Origin of the sequence: Gramella sp. MAR_2010_147 (genome assembly GCF_900105135.1) — a bacterium.
In the GTDB taxonomy this organism is placed as follows: domain Bacteria; phylum Bacteroidota; class Bacteroidia; order Flavobacteriales; family Flavobacteriaceae; genus Christiangramia.
On the sequence record NZ_LT629741.1, the window covers coordinates 302,822 to 320,072 of the forward strand.

A 17,251-nucleotide genomic window follows, 5' to 3' on the forward strand; every position below is an offset into this window, starting at 1 on the left:
TGAGTGCTGTGTACTGTATATGCGTTTGTCCTAGCTAAACTTTACGAGCCAGGCTAGCGATCTTTTCTGCGATTTCTTCATATACTTCCTCCTGTAAAAAATGACGGGAGGATAATAAATGGGTTTCCCGGGAATCTGTATACTTCTCAATTTCTTTACGGTAAGTCTTATAATCCAAAGCCGGATCATCTTCTCCCCAAATGGTTTGAATAGGATAATCTACATTTTTCAAAGCCTTTAGAATCAATGCCTGGAATTCCTCAGTCTGATTAAAATTTCTCATGATTTTGAGAAAAGCTTTTCCATTATCGCCCCTTTTTAAAAGATCTACATAAGCTTTAATTTCAGCTGAAGGAATTTTAGAAGCGTCATTTACTCCCATTTGAGAAAACATGATTGGCCAGGTGGTGTGTGTTATGGTTTTCAATTCTGCTTCACCAAGTATTTTCTTTTCAAATGGCCTCATCACCAGCGGCTTCTTAAAATTCTGAATATTGATCATGGAATTTAAAATGGTTAGAGATTGTACTTTTTCAAGATTTCGGGCTGCGAGGGCAAATCCTATGGGTGCACCTATATCATGCACTACCAGGTGAAATTTATCTATATCAAGTTTCTTTAAGGCCTTTGTTAGAAAATTTGAAAAATTATCAAAGTCATAATCAAAATCCTCCGGCCTGTCTGCCAGGCCAAGTCCGGGAAGGTCTACAGAAACTCCACGGAATCCTTTTTGAGTTAGGGCGTCGATAACTTTCCGGTATAAATAGGAAGAGGTAGGCACTCCGTGTATGCAAAGGACAACTTCACCACTTCCTTTATCCAGAGCAAATGTCTTTACGCCATTTACCTCTAAATACTTTCCTGATCTTTCATGTTGATCGATGATACTCTGAATATCCTTAGCCATATATTTCTATTTGAGATGAAACTAAAGCTACGATTTTACTTAGTGTTAGTTCAGAAGATAATTATAAGGTATGGTTAAAATAAATAAAAAAGCCGCGAATGAGTTCGCGGCTTATATTATATGTGATAATTATCTTTTTATCTTAGTTTAGGGTATTTAGAAGGATTCGATTCATGCATAATAGCATAAACTTTTTCAAAAATATCTTCTGCAGATGGTTTCGAGAAATAGTCTCCATCAGTTCCGTACGCAGGTCTATGTTCTTTAGCAGCAAGTGTTTGTGGTTTGCTGTCTAAAAATCTATAAGCATTCTGTTCGTCAAGAATTTTTTGTAAAATATATGCAGAAGCCCCACCAGGAACATCTTCATCTATCACCAATAATCGGTTGGTTTTTTCTACACTTTTCACGATATCATGATTAACATCGAATGGAAGTAATGACTGTATATCAATTACTTCGGCATCAATATCAACTTCATTTAATTCTTTAGCGACCTCTTCAACAATTCTCAAAGTAGAACCATAAGAAACCAAAGTAATATCGCTACCTTCTTTAACAGTCTCTGTAACTCCAATAGGCGTTTTAAGCTCTCCTAAGTTAGTTGGAAGCTTTTCCTTTAACCTATATCCGTTAAGACATTCAATAACCATTGCCGGGGTGTCCAGTTCTAATAAATTGTTATAAAAACCTGCCGCTTTGGTCATATTTCTGGGTACAAGCACATACATACCCCTAAGAAGGTTTAGAAAACCTCCCATTTGCGATCCACTGTGCCAGATACCTTCCAGTCTATGACCCCTGGTTCTAACGATTAGAGGCGCTTTTTGTTTACCTTTTGTTCTGTAATGTACTGTGGCAAGATCATCACTCATTCCCTGAAGACAATACATCACATAATCCAGATATTGAATTTCAGCAATTGGTCTTAAACCACGCATGGACATTCCAATTCCCTGTCCTAAAATAGTGGCCTCTCTAATACCGGTATCTGAAACCCTGAATTTGCCGTATTTCTTTTGCATTCCCTCAAGTCCCTGATTCACATCACCGATCTCACCGGAATCTTCACCGAAAATTAAGGTTTCAGGATATTTGCTAAATATTGCATCAAAATTATCCCTCAAAATAATTCTTGCATCTACTTCTTCTGAATCATCATCAAAAGTTGGCTGAATTTCAGTTTGGGTATTTTCTTTTTTATATAAATAAGAAGAGTAATCATCATAAGCCTGTTCAGAAAAATCCTGTAGCCAGTTGATGATCGCCGTTTTTGCATCACTATCTTCTCCAATTAAGTATCGAAGCGTTTTTCTAGCAGCAGAGACCATATCTTTTTTAAAGGGCTCTTTATTGCCTGAAACTTCCTTTTTTAAGGATTTTATAAAATTAGCGTTAGAACTTGCGTTGGCAGCATCTTCAAGTAGTTTAACTAACTCTTTTTGTTTAGTAAGATTTGGCTTTAAATAAGCCGTCCAGGCCTCATGCTTGGCAGCTCTTACCTCTTTTTTGATCTTTTTCTCCAGTTCATCTAATTGATCTGAAGTAGCAAAATCATTTTCAATCATCCATTCCCTGAATTTCAGATTACAATCATGCTCTTTTTCCCACTTTAATCTTTCTTCAGATTTATATCTCTCATGAGATCCCGAAGTAGAATGTCCCTGAGGCTGTGTTAATTCGATTACATGAATTAGTACAGGGCAGTGTTCTTTTCGGGCAATTTCAGCAGCTTTTTCATAAGTGTCTACAAGAGCAGGATAATTCCAGCCTTCTACCACCATGATTTCATAGCCCTTATTATTTTCATCTCTTTGAAAACCTTTTAAGATTTCAGAGATGTTTTCTTTAGTAGTCTGATGTCTTGCATGAACTGAAATACCGTATTCATCATCCCATACATTCATAACCATAGGAACTTGCAATACGCCGGCGGCATTTATAGTTTCCCAGAAATGGCCTTCACTGGTACTGGCATTTCCAATAGTTCCCCAGGCAATTTCATTTCCGTTATCAGAAAATTTATCAGCTTTAATGCCCTCTACATTTCTATAAATCTTGGAAGCCTGTGCCAGGCCTAATAAACGAGGCATTTGCCCGGCAGTAGGAGAAATGTCAGAACTGGAGTTTTTCTGCTCCAACAAATTTTTCCAATCGCCATTTTCATCCAGACTATGAGTCATAAAATGACCGCCCATCTGGCGACCTCCAGACATTGGTTCATTCTTTATATTGGTATCGGCATATAAACCGGCAAAAAGTTGTTCCGGGGTAAGTTCGCCTATCGCCATCATGAAGGTTTGATCCCTATAATAACCAGATCTAAAATCTCCATTCTTAAAGGCTTTGGCCATTGCTAGCTGGGGTACTTCCTTTCCATCTCCAAAAATTCCAAATTTCGCCTTTCCGGTAAGTACTTCTCTACGGCCTAATAAACTACATTCTCTACTGGTTACAGCAGTTTTGTAATCTTCCAGAACCTGAGATTTGAATTCATCAAATGAAATTGAGTTTTCAGTTTGTGTTTCGCTTTGCATGAACATTATTTTGAATGGTAACAAATGTAGCGAAAACTATGATTAAATACAATTCAAATATTCGAGCTAAAATTGATAATAATGCAATTTTAACTCATATTTATTATTTATTTTAGAAACAATGGCTTCGTTCTTAAGAATTCGTTGATAATATCGAAATGAAGCTAAGGATGTTTTAATAAATATATTTTGCTGATCTAATACCAGCGGCGGGTAAATAACCTGATGAGCGTATTAATATCCAGGGCTACAATAAATCTAATTCTCTGGTCATAATCTGGCTCGTCGATTTCCCATCCCAGGTTGGAGTAAACAGGCAAAAAAAGCTCAAAATAGTCCTGTACCAGGCTCACCCTAATTCCTGAATCATATAGAAGTGCAGCATTGTCACCTCTATTTTTAACAAGCCCAACATCTCCATAGGCATAGATCCATTTCCAGATATTGGTGCTGGCATTCATAGTGGTGATCCATTGATTGGCATATTCTGGTTGCAGTTGTGATTTAAAACCACCTTCAGCAACAATGATCTGTTGGCTAAATAATCCGCTTCCCTGGCTTCTTCCGTAATAATTATAATCAAATAAATAATCTGTAGGTCTGTCCAGGGCAAAACTGAAATAATCATTAGAGCTTACATCATTGTACAAGAAGGTACCTGCAAAAAACCTTAAATTTATCTGCCTGTTATTGGTGAAAAGTTTACGGTATTCAGCAGTTGCTGAAATTTTACTGAATTTATCTGAAAGCTGGTAATCCAGGGATGCGGTTAGATGTTTCAGAAAATTAGGATTGCTATAACTGTAATTAACATTAAGAACGTTATAATCTGGCACCAGTAATGGATCTTCCGGATTCTGATCTCTGCTTACATTGATATTTCTAATTGAAAGTCGTTGCCTTTCATTGCTTCTCAAATAGGAGTTTCGAAAAGAGAAAACTAGAAATGGAGTAACTTTTTCATAGAAAAGATTATATCCATAAGAAAAACGGGAGCCTCCAATCCCATAATAAATTAAATTAAGTTCCTTGTTTTCAAATTGATGCGCATTATAAAATGATGCCGAACCTACCATCGTTTTACTTGTAAAACCATATTTAGGGGATATTGAAAAATTAAAGGTTTTACTTAAAACTGTTTTATTGTACAATTTTGGGCCTATTGAAACACCATCATATAAATTGTACTCAAATTCAGGCATAAAGAAGATTTGATTATAGCGAGGATCTTCTACATCCTGAAATAGCCTGAATTGTAAAGGCTTATCAAAAAGTTTAGACACTCCTTCATAATTATTCCTTTGATTGAATTCTGGAATTTCCTGTTCATAATTTAGGGCCAGACGTTCAAATTCATAATTGGGAATAATTATACTTTTTGTGTCTGTAACATTCTCTACCCATTCTTTATATTTTACCTCACCGTCTTTTAAGCCATAGAGACTTATTGGCATATTATTGTCACGAAGGTTCTTTATGGTCACTTTTAGCGAATCCTGAAGCTTATCTACATTCGAGATCTTAAAATCTATTTTCTTATTTGTTCCTACATAATCCTCATAGAACCAGGATATATCCTTTTTTGCATTTTTTTCGAGCACATCAACAAAATCCTGTTCCTTAGTGGGCTTTAATTTATATGTCGAATAGAATTCTGAAATTGATTCTTTTACCGACTCATCTTCCAGAAATTCCTCCAAATATTTAATACCAACACCTGCTTTATAAGCATTGGCGATATTTTTATTAAATTTTACGAGAGAATCCTGACTTGTGGTAAGTGGCTGATCCAGGTTCATCCGTGCCATATTCATATAAAAAAACTGGTACTGATCATTAAATTCCAGATCTGCAGCGTGAAACCAGCGAATACCTATAATCTTACTAAGATTCCCAATGAGTTTCATTTTTGGATAATACTCATCTACATAGTCCATCATAAGGGACACCAAAATAGCATCTGTCACCCATTTTTCTTCCTGCGGATTTAAGAATATGGTGTTCTCGAGATAATTACTGGTGATGGTTTTAAATAGTTTGATGTCATATTGAAAACCATCAGGGAAAGGTCTTATAAACCCAGGTAATTGATTTAAACCATAAATAGGACTGTTTAAATAATCTTCCTGTGTAACGAAAATATTTTTATGAGGATATTTCCCAAGTCTTTTATGCAGAAATTCCACGCTACGCTCCAGAAGCGTATTTTTAACATCGAACTGAATATCTTCATCTTCAATATTGGTAATAACCTGAGTAGAATTAGCTTTTATAGATTCAAAAATAAAAGACCTGGTAAGATACATTTTGGTATCTACCCTATGGTCACCCTGAAAAGTTATGGTCTTAAAGCCTTTGTTAGTTTGTGTTCTTAATAGATCAAGCCCAGACGCTGCATAATATTCAGTTGGGATATCAATGGAAATATTAATAGAATGCGGGTTTAAATATTGTAATCCGAGATCTTTGTGATTGTATAATTTCCAGCCATTATCCAGGGGTGCAGGAGTTAAATACCAATACCTGAGTTTATAATTGCCAAGGTCATCCCGGCCATAACTAGTAAACTTATCATCAGGAATTTTTACCTGATAATTTAGGTGTAACTGAATAGAATCTCCTGCTGCTAAAGGTTCTTTGAGTTTAATTCTAATGAGATCTGCCACGTTTCCCGGTCTGTCCCAGTCCAGTGTACCATCAGATTTGTTTTCGATTGAATTGATACTCGTATAACCACGCTCTCTTTCTTTTGCAAAATGAAAACGTCTTGCGTAATCTTCAGCAAAACGTTTTGCTAATGCCGAGGTTTTAGAGCTGAAAGCATTATTCCAGTCATTTAGATATATGCTTACCAGCTCTCTTTCTTCAGAATTTACAAATGTTATATCCTGATCTACCAGTATGCTATGTGTGCTGTCAACAAGACGCGCGTTCACATTGATGGCATTCTGCGCAGAAAGCCAACCTGAAAATAAGATAAGAATAAGGAGTAACGGAAGGTTCTTCAACTAGTAATAGATTTAGTCCTGATAAGCAATCAGGGCTAAATATAAACAAACTTTAATACCTTCAGCAGGCCTGTTAACTAGAAATTAGGACTAAGATTATATTCGTCGTAGAACTGGTCAAGAATTTCTATCACTTCGTCTTCTGTATCTACCACCTGTACCAGATCTATATCTACTGCGCTTATGTTTTTAAAACTATCTAGCAAGGTAGTTTTGATCCAATCTACGAGACCTCCCCAGAACTCACTTCCTACCAGTATAATAGGGAATTTATCTATTTTATGCGTCTGGATGAGTGTGATCGCTTCAAAAAGTTCATCAAGGGTACCAAAGCCTCCTGGCATTACTACAAACCCCTGGGAATACTTTACGAACATTACTTTACGCACAAAGAAATAATCAAAGTCTAAACTTTTATCATTATCAATATAAGGATTGTCATGTTGTTCAAACGGTAATTCTATATTCAAGCCCACAGAAGTTCCTCCGGCAAGATGAGCACCTTTATTACCAGCTTCCATAATTCCCGGGCCACCACCAGTAATTACTCCATAGCCATGGTCAACTATTTTTTTAGCGACTCTTTCAGCCAGCTTATAGTACTTCATGTCTGGTTTGGTCCTTGCCGAACCAAAGATTGATACACATGGGCCAATTTGACTCAACTTTTCATAGCCGTTCACAAATTCTCCCATGATCTTAAAAATCGCCCAGGAATCGTTGGTCTTAATCTCGTTCCAGGCTTTATTTCTATTATGTGTCTTCATTATTTCATTTGGTTAGTTTAATTCCTTGCGAAGGAATTGTGCTGTATAGCTCTTCTTGTTTGTTATAATTTCTTCGGGTGTTCCAACGGCAACCACTTCGCCACCGCCTTTTCCACCTTCATAGCCAATATCAATAATATGGTCTGCCATCTTAATTACATCTATATTATGTTCAATGATCAATACTGTATTACCTTTATTGGTCAGGCTGTTAAGAACATCCATCAAAACTCTAATATCTTCAAAATGCAAACCGGTTGTTGGCTCGTCTAATATATAGAAAGTATTTCCGGTATCTCTTTTAGAAAGCTCAGTCGCTAATTTTATACGCTGAGCCTCTCCGCCAGAAAGGGTGGTAGATTGCTGCCCGAGACTAATATAGCCTAATCCAACATCCTGAATCGTTTTTAATTTTCTGAAGATTTTCGGGATATTCTCAAAGTACGGAATGGCTTCATCTATCGTCATCTCAAGGATATCAGAAATTGATTTTCCTTTGTACCTGATTTCTAAAGTCTCTCTATTAAAACGCTTTCCCTGGCAGGTTTCACATTCCACATAAACATCTGGAAGAAAATTCATTTCTATAACTCTTAGTCCGCCACCTTTACAGGTTTCACATCTTCCCCCTTTTACATTGAAGCTGAAACGTCCCGGTTTATAGCCTCTTATAAGTGCCTCTGGTGTTTTAGCAAAAAGACTTCTTATTTCTGAAAATACGCCGGTATAAGTAGCAGGATTAGATCTTGGGGTACGGCCAATAGGGTTCTGATTAATATCGATGACCTTATCCAGGTGATCAAGTCCTTTGATGCTTTTATAAGGTTTCGGCTTTTTTACTCCATTGAAATAATGAGCGTTCATAATGGGGTATAGGGTTTCGTTGATCAGGGTTGATTTTCCACTTCCGGAAACTCCGGTCACCGCAATCATTTTTCCTAAAGGAATACTGATGTTTACTTTTTTAAGGTTATTACCAGTAGCTCCCTTCAGCTCTAATTTTTTTCCATTCCCTTTGCGTCGTTCTTTAGGAACAGGTATTTCTTTTTTTCCGCTAAGATAATCTGCAGTGAGTGTGTCATGCTCCATAAGTTCAGCGGGAGTTCCTTCACTTATGATCTCTCCACCGTGTTTTCCTGCTCGCGGTCCAATATCAATAACATGATCTGCCCTTTCAATCATGTCCTTATCATGTTCAACCACAATAACTGTATTGCCAATATCACGAAGTGACTCCAGAGAATTGATCAATTTTTCATTATCTCTCTGGTGTAGCCCAATACTTGGTTCGTCTAGAATATATAAAACCCCGACTAACTGAGAACCTATTTGAGTAGCCAGTCTAATTCTTTGGGCTTCACCACCTGAAAGTGATTTTGAACCACGATTTAAATTAAGATATGTTAACCCTACATCAAGTAAAAATTGAAGCCTGGTTCTAATTTCTTTGATAACCTCTTCTGCGATCTGTAATTGTTTTTGACTAAGATGTTTTTCAATTCCATCAAACCAGTTAAAAAGATCTGTAATATCAAGCTGAGATAATTCAGCGATATTCTTGTTGTAGATCTTAAAATATAAGGCTTCTTTCTTAAGTCTGGAGCCTTCACATTCAGGACAAATTACTTTATCCATATACTCTTTGGACCATCTTCTTAAAGAAGTTGAGTCATTATTTCTATAGGTGGTCTCAATAAATGTGGCAACTCCTTCAAAATCTATTTTATAATCCCTGGTGATTCCAAGTGATTTAGACTCCCGGGAGAATTTCTCTTTTCCTCCATGCAGGATCATTTGCAGGGCATCTTCCGGGATTTTTTTAATAGGATCGTTTAAACTAAAATCAAACCTTTCTGAAATTAGTTCTAACTGTGAGAATATCCAGTTCTTTTTTTGTGGACCGTGAGGAGCCAAACCACCATTCTTGATAGACTTTGAAGGGTCTGGAATGATCTTACTGGTATTTACTGTATATAGAGTTCCAATTCCATTACAATTAGAACAGGCTCCTTTGGGCGAATTAAAAGAAAAGCTATTGGGTTCAGGATTAGGATAGCTAATTCCTGTGGTAGGACACATTAAATTTCTACTAAAATATCTAATATTTCCGCTATCCTGTTCCAGGATCATTAAAGTATCATCACCGTGATACATCGCAGTTTTGATACTTTCTTCAAGTCGTTTATCTGAATCTGGTTTGTTTTCAATCTTTAACCGGTCAATGACAATTTCGATATCATGGATTTTGTAGCGGTCTAGCTTCATTCCCTTTTCAATGTCCACCACTTTTTCATCAGCCCTAACTTTAATAAAGCCCTGCTTTGCGATCTGTTCAAACAGTTCTCTATAATGTCCTTTTCTACTCCTAATTATAGGAGCGAGAATACTTACCTTTTTTCCTTCAAAATCCTCCTGAATAAGATCTTTGATTTGAGAATCGGTATAACTTACCATTTTCTCGCCGGTATTATAACTATATGCCTCGGCACCTCTGGCAAAAAGCAGTCGCAGGAAATCATAGATCTCTGTAATGGTACCTACAGTACTACGCGGATTTTTAGAAGTGGTTTTTTGTTCTATGGCAATAACCGGAGAAAGACCTTCTATTTTATCTACATCGGGTCTTTCAAGACTTCCCAGAAACTGACGCGCATAAGCCGAAAAGGTTTCGATATATCGTCTTTGCCCTTCCGCATAAATAGTATCAAAAGCCAGTGACGATTTCCCAGATCCCGATAAACCTGTGATAACTACCAGCTTTTCTCTGGGAATAGAAACATCAATATTTTTAAGATTATGAACCCGGGCTCCGAGTACTTCAATTTTATCTTCAGATTTTGCCATAAAATTTTTCAAGGGGGCAAAGTTACTTATTGTATTATTATTTAGAAAGCTATTGTCAATCTACTGATGTTAAGATAGCTGTAAATTTTGCCATAATTACTCAGGCTGGGTAGGTATGCAAGATATATCAAAAACAATACGAAAAGTTAAAGAATGAATTTAGAGTCTTAAAATGATGATTTCAACTTCTATTTAAGTATTTGAATGTCAGTATAATATTACCGGTATTTTTACGGAAAATAGGTGGAATCACCTATATTTGAATATCCCTGCAACCCCCTTTCCCAAATCTTTTTAATATTTAACAGTGTTTAAATATACCTGGAATATAGGCCCCTATATCCAAACGAAGATTATTAAATTTTAATGCCGATTGAAGATGGAAAAAAAACAACTACTATTAGTTAGTAAGAATCAGGATTTTTCTAAGAAGATTATTGAGCAGGTTAGTGTCAACTATGAAATTACGGTTGAGAAATCTATCCACGTCGCATATAATATTGCGCTTACCCTCCTTCCAGACACCATATTTTTTGACAAGACTTCATATAGTAAAGCTTCAGATTTCAGAAATCTGAAGAATTTTAAGTCAACTCATTTTCTTACAAAAAGTTTTTTAGTTGTTTATGGCAGGAATGAAGATTTAATGATCATGAAAAAGAGATATAAGTCCTTAATTGATGAATATCTGCCAGAAAATATGGAGATGGATCAAATAGCCGCTCTGGTTCTTAAAAATTGCGGTCAGAAGAACTTTAATTACTGGCATGATTGTTTTATGGGACTGTTTAACCTAATGGCACAACCCATAGTTTTACTTCAACAGAACAATATTATCGCCATGAACGATGCTTTCAAGAAAGTTTTTAGAATAGAAAAAACCAACGGGGTAAAACTTACAGACCTGGTTAATATTGAAAATAAAGCAAAGGTTAAAACCAGTCTGAGAAACTTTGCAAGGGGTAAGCATATGAAGGCTGTTACGACAACTTCTTTGCTGGTGCATAATGATAAATTAAGAAATGCAAGGATTAGTTTTTCTAAGCTAAGTCGTAGTATTACAGATCAGTTCATTATGCTCATAGATTTTTCTGGAGATGAATATTTTATTGACGATAATATAGGGAGTCATGCAGACCAGGTTGAAAAATGTTTTAAAGAGAATAGTGAACTAACAGATTTTAGTTTTACCAAAAGAGAGAAAGAGGTGATCGCATTGCTCTGTAAGGGTTATAAAACAAAGGAAATATCAGAGACTTTGTTTATCTCTCCCAAGACTATTGAAAAGCACAGATCTAATATTATAAAAAGAACTAATTCTGAAACTATTCTGGAAAGTATCATTTATGCCATTAATCACAACCTGGTAGATTTTCCAATGTCTTAAACGAATTGTAAAATACTGTTAAACAAGTATTTTAAATAAAATAATAGGGGAATTCCCCCATACGATGAAGGAAAGCTCTTTCATACATTTACATCATTCAATATAAAAACTCCCCCCTTTATATATTGAACCTACACGTTGCCCCCAAATCTTTTTAACTTTTTTGAATTGATGCATTTCTCTCCCGCTGGGAGTGTTGTATATATTATTTATTAACCATTCTAACTATTATTAACCAATACTACTAATTATGAAAACCTAGTCACTCCCAACCGTACTTACCAGTATTTAAATCAAGATTTTTTGATCTATAATTCTCCTTTCCTGGACTACCGGGAACATAAGGACAGTATAACAATTTTAATCATTCTAAATTTTTATTAACCAAAACTTAATTATTATGAAAAGAATTAAACATTATTTGGCATTTTGCGTAATGTTCGCGCTACTCTTAGCCGGGTGTAGTAAAGACAGTCCAACAGAAGTAGTTGTTGACGATCCCTCCTCAGATAATCTAGCTACATTAACTATTGGTGCTAGTTTAAATGACATTTTAAATTTGAACCGTGCTCATCTCATAGATGATTTACCTGCATGTAGCGATGATATTCCTGTTCTCGCAAGTATCATACTTCGTCCTGGGAATAAGGAGAATATGGATGTATCCAACGATATTGTCCTGGATATAGAAATAGTTGCTGAAGATTATAACAATGATAATGAGGTAGATTATTTTACGGTTTATGAAGAAGCACTAAAACTACCAGCAGGAACTTATACCTTGAGACGTTTCTATGTTTATTCTGATGAGGATAAAGATCAAGAAGATTTAATTTGGATCGCTCCCTTTGATGATGGAGCAGGTGAAGGTACTTTATCTGAATTTGTAGACAATCCGCTTCCGTTGGAATTCAATCTTTTTGATGGGGAAAAACGTTATGTAGATGTGGAAGTGTTATGTTACGATCAACGTGACGTGAATGAATATGGATATGTGTTTTTCGATATTATACCAGAAGAAGCTATTCAATTTTGTATGTTCTTAAATTATTGTACAGATGCAGGAAGACATTATGTAGGTTCGTATAGTGTTGACGTATGGAGATGGAATAGTGATACAGAATCGGTTGGAGCTGTATTATATACTGACGAAGAAAATATGGTTAGTGGTAGTGGAGAAACTGCCAGTGCTGAACCATTATGTTTTATTCTTCCTGATGAACCAGGAACCGATAATGATTTAGATGAGGAGTTCTATTTTGAAATTACTTTACTTTCTGATACACCAGGATATGATGGCGATGACAAACTGATCTTTACCGGTGTTTATTCTGTAGCTGAAATTAAAGCCAGGTTTGGTACTGATGATCAAGGGATTGATGATGGAACTCTGGAATATTTACATTTTCAATATAATTGTGGTATCGCACCACCTCCACCATTTGAAGAGCCAGGTGATACCTCTGAAAAATATAAGGCCTGTATAAAGTCTTTAGGCGATGGTGAAACGGTAGGTTTTGCATACTTTAAAATTGAAAATAACATTTTAAATTCTACCGTAGTAGCGGCTAATTTAGAATCAGGTGAGACTTATACTCAACATATTCATGAGAATGCTGATTGTGATTCCTATGGTGGTGTTTTACTCGCTTTGAATTATCCAGATAATTCCTGGCCTCAAGCAATAACCGGAGGATTCCTGAACTACCAACGTGATTTCCCTTCTTATAATGCAACTTTAAAATCAACGTTGGACCCATTGGATGATCGTACCGTAGTTTTACATGACGATGAAGGACCAATTGGTTGTGGAGAATTAAATGAATACTAATTCCTAAAAAAAGGGCTGGAAATTTCTGGCCCTTTTCAATTTAACCATTCTAAATATAAAACTTTTAATTATGAGAAAATTCAAGTATTATCTGGCATTTTTCACGCTCTGCGCGTTACTAATGACCGGATGTAGTAAAGACGAGCCAACAGGCGTAGATATTAATGATCCCTCCTCAGAGAAGCTGGCCACATTAACCATTGGAGCGAGCTTAAATGATATTTTAAATTTGAATCGTGCCCATCTTATAGATGATCTTCCAGCATGTAGTGATGATACTCCTGTATTGGCGAGCATTGTGTTACGCCCTGGAGATAAGGATAATACGAGTAATGCAAATGATATTATTCTGGATATTGAGATTGTAGCTGAAGATTATAACAATGATAATGTTATAGATTATTTTACCGTTTATGAAGAGGCATTGAAATTGCCAGCGGGAACTTATACGTTGCGACAATTCTTTGTTTATTCAGATGAAGATAAAGACATGGAAGATTTAATCTGGATCGCTCCTTTTGATGATGGAGATGGAGAAGGAACCTTGTCTGAATTTGTAGAAAATCCACTTCCTCTAGAGTTTAATCTTTTTGATGGAGAGAAGCGCTATGTAGACGTAGAAGTATTGTGTTATGACCAGCGTGATGTAAATGAATACGGATTTGTGTTTTTTGATATTCTGCCTAGAAAAATATATAACTTCTGTTTCTTCGCAAATTACTGTGTAGGAAATAGGGATTATCCAGCAAACTATAGTTTGGAATTATGGTATGGAACTAATATTGAGAATCCAGAAAGTAATACTCCATTGGTAGGACCTGAGACCAATATGGTAGGTTACTATAATAATGATGGAGAAGAAGTTGATGGACCTACAGACAGGCCATTCGCAAGACCATTGTGTATTCCAATTCCAGAGCCTGGTCCAAATGATACCGGAGCTTATTTAACTTATAGACTGACGTTAGAGGACTGGGATGGCGTATATGGCAGTGCTGCAGGTACAGATCCAATAGTGGGTACCCTGAGTTGGGCGCAGATCCTTGGATTCCTCGATACCGATGAAGACGGAGAGATTACCGATGCGGATACCGCCAACATAGAGTACTTACATCTTTTCTTTGATTGTGAAGACCGGCCAGGAGGAGGTGATCCAACCTGTCCTGATGGAGCAGATCCAGATAATGACAATATAGGACTACCATGTGATAACTGCCCGGGTGATGCAAATACAGATCAGCTTAATAGTGATAATGATAGTTTAGGTGATGCATGTGATAACTGCCCATTTGTAGATAATGAAGATCAAAAAGATGATGATGACGGAGATGATGTAGGAGATGCATGCGACCAATGTCCTGATAATGTAGGTTCTGCAGGTTCATTTGGTTGTCCAGATGATGATTGTATAGGTAGAGACTTTGATGGTGATGGTTTAATTGGGGATTGTGATCCCTGTCCATATATTTTTGGCGATGAATGTGATGATGGTGAAAAAGGTTGTGAAACAGCCTGGATGTATGGAGATCATACATGGACTAAAAAAGATGATGATGACCTTAAAATTTCTGCTAGATGGGGTTGGGCAGAAGAATTCGGAGTAGGATCAGATAATTTTGAAGGTGGATCTGTTGGTGAGTTTCCATTTTTTGCAGGAGCTGGACAGAACGATTACGATAATAACGGTTATCTGGCTGGTAAGGTGACAGTATCATCTAGCGGTTCTACAATTACTGTAACCGTAGAGGCCGAATCTGATGTTAACCTAAATACACTTCATATATACACTAGCGATATGATGCCAACAACAGCAGCACCCGGTCAATTCGATAAACTAAATGATGTTGATGGGCTTACTGATGAGAATCCGGATTCAGATAACCCAAATATTTACCAATTTACCTATAGCGGTGATGGTGACTTCTGGATTGCTGTTCATGGAGATGTTTGCGGAGAAGACGACGATGATTAAATTTAATAACTATGGCTGACCAGGTGTATTCTTATTCTGGTCAGCTTTTTCTAATAACCATTTTTTCTAATAACCATTCTAAATATTAAAACTTTTAATTATGAAAAAATTTAAATATTATCTGGCATTTTTCACGCTCTGCGCGTTACTAATGACCGGATGTAGTAAAGACGAGCCAACAGGCGTAGATATTAATGATCCCTCCTCAGAGAAGCTGGCCACATTAACCATTGGAGCGAGCTTAAATGATATTTTAAATTTGAATCGTACCCATCTTATAGATGATCTTCCAGCATGTAGTGATGATACTCCTGTATTGGCGAGCATTGTGTTACGCCCTGGAGATAAGGATAATACGAGTAATGCAAATGATATTATTCTGGATATTGAGATTGTAGCTGAAGATTATAACAATGATAATGTTATAGATTATTTTACCGTTTATGAAGAGGCATTGAAATTGCCAGCGGGAACTTATACGTTGCGACAATTCTTTGTTTATTCAGATGAAGATAAAGACATGGAAGATTTAATCTGGATCGCTCCTTTTGATGATGGAGATGGAGAAGGAACCTTGTCTGAATTTGTAGAAAATCCACTTCCTCTAGAGTTTAATCTTTTTGATGGAGAGAAGCGCTATGTAGACGTAGAAGTATTGTGTTATGACCAGCGTGATGTAAATGAATACGGATTTGTGTTTTTTGATATTCTGCCTAGAAAAATATATAACTTCTGTTTCTTCGCAAATTACTGTGTAGGAAATAGGGATTATCCAGCAAACTATAGTTTGGAATTATGGTATGGAACTAATATTGAGAATCCAGAAAGTAATACTCCATTGGTAGGACCTGAGACCAATATGGTAGGTTACTATAATAATGATGGAGAAGAAGTTGATGGACCTACAGACAGGCCATTCGCAAGACCATTGTGTATTCCAATTCCAGAGCCTGGTCCAAATGATACGGGAGCTTATTTAACTTATAGACTGACGTTAGAGGACTGGGATGGCGTATATGGCAGTGCCGCAGGTACAGATCCAATAGTGGGTACCTTAAGTTGGGCACAGATTCTAGCTGTTCTTGATACCAATGAAGACGGGGAGATTACCGATGCAGATACTGCGAATATAGAGTACTTACACCTTTTCTTTAATTGTGGAGAAATTCCAGATGGTGGAGGAAATGGATGTGATCAAACCGATCCGGAGGCAAATTGTGATAATGACGATCTATTAAATAAATGTGATCCAAGTAATCCTAATTTCGATGGATTTGACTGTGATGGTGATGATATTGATAATGGTGCTGAAAATGATGGCTGTATCAATAATCCAGATAAAACTTGTGGAGAGACAGGTGGACCTGTAGTGTGTAATTTAAGTATTCCAGACCCAGCAAACACATGTTTTAGAGGAATTGTTTTAGATCAAACAAGTAGTTCTTATGCAGAGGTTGGTCTGGATACGGGTGTTCCAATAGTTGATGCGAATCAGCCAGCGATAGATGCTGCAACTTTTGGAATTACCTTAACCAATGCTGGAATAGAATATAATTGGAATTCCGGAAGCGCAACAGTACCTCAGTATTTAATTGAGATAAAGGATACTGAGAATGGAGATGTATTTTGTGTCGATGAAAATGATACAAATAATACGGTAGAAGGTAATTTTAGTTATCCTATTTATATTAGAGTAAGTGGAAATATCTGCCCACCTGCTTAATAATGTATAGTAGAAAAATATTAACCCGACTCAATTATTTGACCGGGGGGTGACTAATTTTGCGGGTTAATTTACTCATTCTCAATTTGAGAATGTTGTATGGGCTGTCTGGATCTTTTCCAGACAGCCTTTTTTTATTTAAAAAGAAAAAAACTGTGTTGAATTTAAAAAAAATGATATGTTAGTCACTGTTTGTCAGTGTTTTAAATGTTTTTAAAACTAGCCTTGATTTTGTAAAGCACTATAAAATCTGATGGTTTCGGAAGTTTTTATAA

The 17,251-nt window shown here is 36.4% G+C and carries 9 protein-coding genes; 4 read left to right on the top strand and 5 right to left on the bottom strand.

The genetic code is table 11. From position 1 onward, the window contains the following. Positions 1–34: 34 nt before the first annotated feature. The 5 genes from BLT95_RS01400 to uvrA form a co-directional block, all read right to left on the bottom strand. Positions 35–907, bottom strand: a complete 873-nt coding sequence (locus BLT95_RS01400) for an alpha/beta hydrolase (RefSeq protein ID WP_089664290.1) — start codon at positions 905–907, stop codon at positions 35–37. A 137-nt stretch (positions 908–1,044) separates the two neighbouring features. After that, complete coding sequence (locus BLT95_RS01405; protein ID WP_089666813.1) at positions 1,045–3,444, bottom strand: alpha-ketoacid dehydrogenase subunit alpha/beta; 2,400 nt, start codon at positions 3,442–3,444, stop codon at positions 1,045–1,047. A 197-nt stretch (positions 3,445–3,641) separates the two neighbouring features. Continuing rightward, entirely contained in the window at positions 3,642–6,452 is a 2,811-nt protein-coding gene (locus BLT95_RS01410) for a metalloprotease (protein ID WP_231896391.1), read from the bottom strand. A gap of 77 nt (positions 6,453–6,529) precedes the next feature. Beyond that, the gene (locus BLT95_RS01415) at positions 6,530–7,219 is read right to left on the bottom strand and encodes a TIGR00730 family Rossman fold protein (RefSeq protein ID WP_089664291.1); all 690 of its coding nucleotides are present in this window, start codon (positions 7,217–7,219) and stop codon (positions 6,530–6,532) included. Between the two features lie 12 nt (positions 7,220–7,231). Next, on the bottom strand, positions 7,232–10,063 hold the full coding sequence (uvrA, locus tag BLT95_RS01420; RefSeq protein ID WP_089664292.1) for an excinuclease ABC subunit UvrA: 2,832 nt from the start codon (positions 10,061–10,063) through the stop codon (positions 7,232–7,234). Between the two features lie 379 nt (positions 10,064–10,442). On the opposite strand from uvrA, the gene BLT95_RS01425 reads away from it, so the two are divergent. The 4 genes from BLT95_RS01425 (at position 10,443) to BLT95_RS01440 (ending at position 16,976) form a co-directional block, all read left to right on the top strand. After that, positions 10,443–11,450, top strand: a complete 1,008-nt coding sequence (locus BLT95_RS01425; protein ID WP_089664293.1) for a LuxR C-terminal-related transcriptional regulator — start codon at positions 10,443–10,445, stop codon at positions 11,448–11,450. Between the two features lie 400 nt (positions 11,451–11,850). Further along, positions 11,851–13,281 (top strand): hypothetical protein, encoded by a 1,431-nt coding sequence (locus BLT95_RS01430; protein ID WP_157717998.1) that lies wholly within the window; start codon positions 11,851–11,853, stop codon positions 13,279–13,281. A 70-nt stretch (positions 13,282–13,351) separates the two neighbouring features. Next, a complete protein-coding gene (locus BLT95_RS01435) occupies positions 13,352–15,253 on the top strand; it encodes a hypothetical protein (protein WP_157717999.1) in 1,902 nt (633 codons plus the stop codon). 100 nt (positions 15,254–15,353) lie between these two features. Continuing rightward, entirely contained in the window at positions 15,354–16,976 is a 1,623-nt protein-coding gene (locus tag BLT95_RS01440) for a hypothetical protein (protein WP_157718000.1), read from the top strand. The last annotated feature ends 275 nt before the right edge of the window (positions 16,977–17,251 follow it).

Coding starts and splice junctions, on each gene's coding strand:
- BLT95_RS01400 (WP_089664290.1), bottom strand. CDS start 907: ATGGCTAAGGATATTCAGAGTATCATCGATCAACATGAAAGATCAGGA.
- BLT95_RS01405 (WP_089666813.1), bottom strand. CDS start 3,444: ATGCAAAGCGAAACACAAACTGAAAACTCAATTTCATTTGATGAATTC.
- BLT95_RS01415 (WP_089664291.1), bottom strand. CDS start 7,219: ATGAAGACACATAATAGAAATAAAGCCTGGAACGAGATTAAGACCAAC.
- uvrA (WP_089664292.1), bottom strand. CDS start 10,063: ATGGCAAAATCTGAAGATAAAATTGAAGTACTCGGAGCCCGGGTTCAT.
- BLT95_RS01425 (WP_089664293.1), top strand. CDS start 10,443: ATGGAAAAAAAACAACTACTATTAGTTAGTAAGAATCAGGATTTTTCT.
- BLT95_RS01430 (WP_157717998.1), top strand. CDS start 11,851: ATGAAAAGAATTAAACATTATTTGGCATTTTGCGTAATGTTCGCGCTA.
- BLT95_RS01435 (WP_157717999.1), top strand. CDS start 13,352: ATGAGAAAATTCAAGTATTATCTGGCATTTTTCACGCTCTGCGCGTTA.
- BLT95_RS01440 (WP_157718000.1), top strand. CDS start 15,354: ATGAAAAAATTTAAATATTATCTGGCATTTTTCACGCTCTGCGCGTTA.